This is a genomic window from Aeromonas sp. HMWF015 (genome assembly GCF_963878965.1).
GTDB classification, from domain to species: domain Bacteria; phylum Pseudomonadota; class Gammaproteobacteria; order Enterobacterales; family Aeromonadaceae; genus Aeromonas; species Aeromonas veronii.
Map to the genome: position 1 here is coordinate 1 of NZ_CAWNZT010000081.1, position 3,464 is coordinate 3,464.

The window sequence follows — 3,464 nt, forward strand, 5'->3', positions numbered from 1 at the left end:
TTTTTATTCCGCCCGATCGCGGTCATGGGGATGACTTGCTCCCCTTGCTGACTCTGATTAGGATGGTTTTTGACCTGAACCTGTTGGCGGAGGTGTGACGATGAAAGGGGTATTGCTGCGTTGGCTGGCCCGTTACGACGTGTGGTGCGAGGAGTGGGGGCTCACCCAGGAAAACCGGCGCTGCTGCACGCCGGTTCGTTATGATGATGATTCAAGCAAAGAGCGAGCTTGCACAGAAGAGGCTGAGCTCAATCAAAATTGCGGGTCACGGCACCGGTAACACTGTTGTACTCGAAGCCGAGGCCGTTGGGGTGATCCGGGAAGCGGCCGATAGAATCGCGAAGAATATAGGTGCAATTCCTATGGGTTTGACCATGCTCGTCGGTTTTGTAATTGCTGCTGACTGTAGATATGTAGTCTGCTTTGTCGCGCAGAGCTTGGTTTTCATTGCTGGCTGCAACCGTGTATTCAGTTTCGAGTAACTCCTTGAAGACAAGCTTGCAGTCATCATTTCCAGAAATAGAAATATAGTCTGATGGCAGTTTGCTCAGGTCATACGTCTCGTTTATGCCTTTTCCGCTGCCCTCTTCAGAGCCCACCGGCCAGCCATAGAGATTGATGTCCATATTCTTGGCGCCAAAGCTTCCCAGATTATATAGAGCGAGTGCTTGTCCTTGTGTGGCTACCGCCCATCCTGCATTAGCCAGCTGTACCGCGCTGGCAAAGCTGCCTGCGGTCGCCGAGACCGTGCTTTTCAGGGCATCATCCTTGATATTGATAAAGCGGGGCAGGGCGGTGACGGCCAGGATCCCCAGCACTATGATCACCAGCACCAGTTCAATCAGGGTAAAGCCGTTGTTTCTGTTGTTCATCATGTTCAATGACCCATTTAAATACCGCAAACAGGTGTGAGTGATATGCAGCTGATAGATACCCATTGCCATCTCGACTTTCCGGTGTTTGACCAGGACAGGGAGGCACTGCTGGCCCGTTGCCGGGCATTGGGGGTGACGGAGTATATCATTCCTGCCATCGCAGAAGATAACTGGACTCGTGTGATGGCACTGGCAGAGCAACATGACGGCCTCTTTTATGGTCTGGGCGTTCATCCCTGGTATGCCGGTGAACAGCGTGAGGGGGTGATGGAACGGTTGCGAGCGTTGGTGATGAGCCAGCCTGCAGGGCTGGTGGCCATTGGCGAGTGCGGGCTTGACCTCCGTTCTCACGTGCCGCAGGAGGGGCAGCTTGCGCTGTTTGAGGCTCAGGTCCGGCTGGCTGTTGATGCCGGGCTTCCCCTTATGATCCACTCGGTGCGTGCCAATGACACTGTGGCCAAGCTGTTGCGCCGCTTCAAGCCGCCTCGTGGTGGGGTGATCCATGCTTTCAGCGGTTCGTTGCAGCAGGCGGAGGCTTTCTGGCAACTGGGCTTTCGACTCGGGGTGGGCGGGGTAATCAGTTTTGAGCGGGCGAACAAGACGCGAGAGGTATTTCGGGCTATGCCGCTCGAGGCTCTGGTGCTGGAAACCGATTCGCCAGATATGCCGTTGCAAGGCGCACAAGGCTCCCGAAATACACCGGAAGCGCTGCCGAAAATAGCGGAAATAATGATGACATTGCGGGATGAACCATCGGCAGATGTTGCCAAGGTGTTATTTGAAACTGCCCGGCATATTTTCCATCACGACCAATAGCCATAAAACAAATTCGCAACACCTGATTTAGTTGTCAGGAAAAAAAATGAGCGTAAAAATCGTTTGCTGTCTAATTTTGTGACACTTGGACATTTTGATAACGATAAAATGTGACCAGCATTCTATTTTATCGGACTTTAATTAGTATAATGCGCTCCCCTTGATTAGTTGGGTTTAATAACAACTCGCTAACAAGCCAGGTGCTACTAGAGGAAGATAATAATGAATTTGTTCATGGGTCTGGTAGGGATGGCGACGCTCGTCCTTATCGCGGTGCTGTTCTCCAGCAATCGCAAGGCAATCAACGTTCGTACCGTTGTCGGTGCGTTCGCAATTCAAGCCGGTCTGGGGGCGTTTGTACTCTATGTTCCGGTTGGTCGCGATATCCTGGTCGGCGTATCCGACGCGGTATCCAGCGTGATCAGCTACGGCCAGAACGGGATCGACTTCCTGTTTGGCGGTCTGGTCAGCAACAAGATGTTTGAAGTGTTTGGTGGCGGCGGCTTTGTCTTTGCCTTCCGTGTTCTGCCGGTCATCATCTTCTTCTCTTCCCTGATTGCAGTGCTCTACTACCTGGGCATCATGCAGATAGTCATCAAGTTGCTGGGCGGCGGTCTGCAGAAAGTACTGGGTACTTCCCGCACCGAATCCCTGTCTGCAACTGCCAACATCTTCGTCGGTCAGACCGAAGCGCCGCTGGTGGTTCGTCCTTACATCGCCAAGATGACTGACTCCGAGCTGTTCGCCGTCATGTGTGGTGGTCTGGCTTCCGTTGCCGGTTCCGTACTGGCCGGTTACGCCTCCATGGGCGTGAAGATGGAGTACCTGATTGCTGCCTCCTTCATGGCTGCACCGGGTGGTCTGCTGTTCGCCAAGCTGCTGGTTCCCGAAACCGAGACCCCGAACTACGACGAAAGCTCTGCCGATGCCGAGCTGGATGACAAGCCTGCCAACGTCATTGACGCTGCTGCTGCTGGTGCCTCTGCCGGTATGCAACTGGCCCTGAACGTCGGCGCCATGCTGCTGGCCTTCATCGGTCTGATTGCCATGATCAACGGCATCTTCTCCGGTGTGGGTGGCTGGTTCGGTTATCCGCAACTCTCTCTGGAACTGCTGCTGGGCTGGATCTTCTCCCCGCTGGCCTTCCTGATCGGTGTGCCCTGGAATGAAGCAGTGGTTGCCGGTTCCTTCATCGGTCAGAAGCTGGTAGTGAACGAATTCGTGGCTTACCTGAACTTCGCTCCGTACCTGAAAGACGAAGTGCTGATCAACGGTGTGGCCATGTCCGATCACACCAAGGCGATCATCTCCTTCGCGCTGTGTGGTTTTGCCAACCTCTCCTCTGTTGCCATCCTGCTGGGTGGTCTGGGGTCCATGGCGCCGAACCGCCGCGGTACCATTGCACGCTTTGGTCTGAAAGCCGTACTGGCTGGCTCTCTGTCCAACCTGATGTCTGCCACTATCGCAGGCTTCTTCCTGGCACTGTCCGGCATGTAATCGCCGCCTGACTGACAGGGTATAAACACGAACGCCACGGCATCTGCCGTGGCGTTCGCGTATGGAGCGGTGACAACCGTTTTCCTATCTAAACTAATAATAAAATGAGTCAAATCGGAGGTTATATGAATGAAGTGCTACTGGCGATGGTGGCCGGCTTTATAGTTGGTTTGTTGTTTTCTTTCCTCAAATTGCCGATCCCTGCGCCTCCCGTTTTGTCCGGGGTAATGGGGATCGTCGGGGTCTATCTGGGGGGATTGGCCTACTCCTGGATCC

The 3,464-nt window shown here is 54.1% G+C and carries 4 protein-coding genes; 3 read left to right on the forward strand and 1 reads right to left on the reverse strand.

Annotated elements, in window-relative coordinates:
- Window positions 1-248 precede the first annotated feature (248 nt).
- Window positions 249-875 (reverse strand): type II secretion system protein, encoded by a 627-nt coding sequence (locus AACS18_RS03580; protein WP_108541573.1) that lies wholly within the window; start codon window positions 873-875, stop codon window positions 249-251.
- A 42-nt stretch (window positions 876-917) separates the two neighbouring features.
- Here AACS18_RS03580 and AACS18_RS03585 point away from each other — a divergent pair, with 42 nt between their 5' ends.
- The 3 genes from AACS18_RS03585 to AACS18_RS03595 form a co-directional block, all read left to right on the forward strand.
- Window positions 918-1,691 carry a TatD family hydrolase gene (locus tag AACS18_RS03585; protein ID WP_101317912.1) on the forward strand — a complete coding sequence of 258 codons (774 nt, stop codon included), beginning with the start codon at window positions 918-920 and terminating at the stop codon, window positions 1,689-1,691.
- A gap of 222 nt (window positions 1,692-1,913) precedes the next feature.
- Complete coding sequence (locus AACS18_RS03590; protein ID WP_103251260.1) at window positions 1,914-3,188, forward strand: NupC/NupG family nucleoside CNT transporter; 1,275 nt, start codon at window positions 1,914-1,916, stop codon at window positions 3,186-3,188.
- A 125-nt stretch (window positions 3,189-3,313) separates the two neighbouring features.
- Window positions 3,314-3,464, forward strand: a 151-nt coding sequence (locus AACS18_RS03595) for a XapX domain-containing protein (RefSeq protein ID WP_108613712.1), incomplete at its 3' end; no start/stop codon positions are given.

Bases quoted from the DNA above. Each gene is read 5' to 3' on its own strand.
- AACS18_RS03580 (WP_108541573.1), bottom strand. From the start codon at position 875: ATGATGAACAACAGAAACAACGGCTTTACCCTGATTGAACTGGTGCTG.
- AACS18_RS03590 (WP_103251260.1), top strand. From the start codon at position 1,914: ATGAATTTGTTCATGGGTCTGGTAGGGATGGCGACGCTCGTCCTTATC.
- AACS18_RS03585 (WP_101317912.1), top strand. From the start codon at position 918: ATGCAGCTGATAGATACCCATTGCCATCTCGACTTTCCGGTGTTTGAC.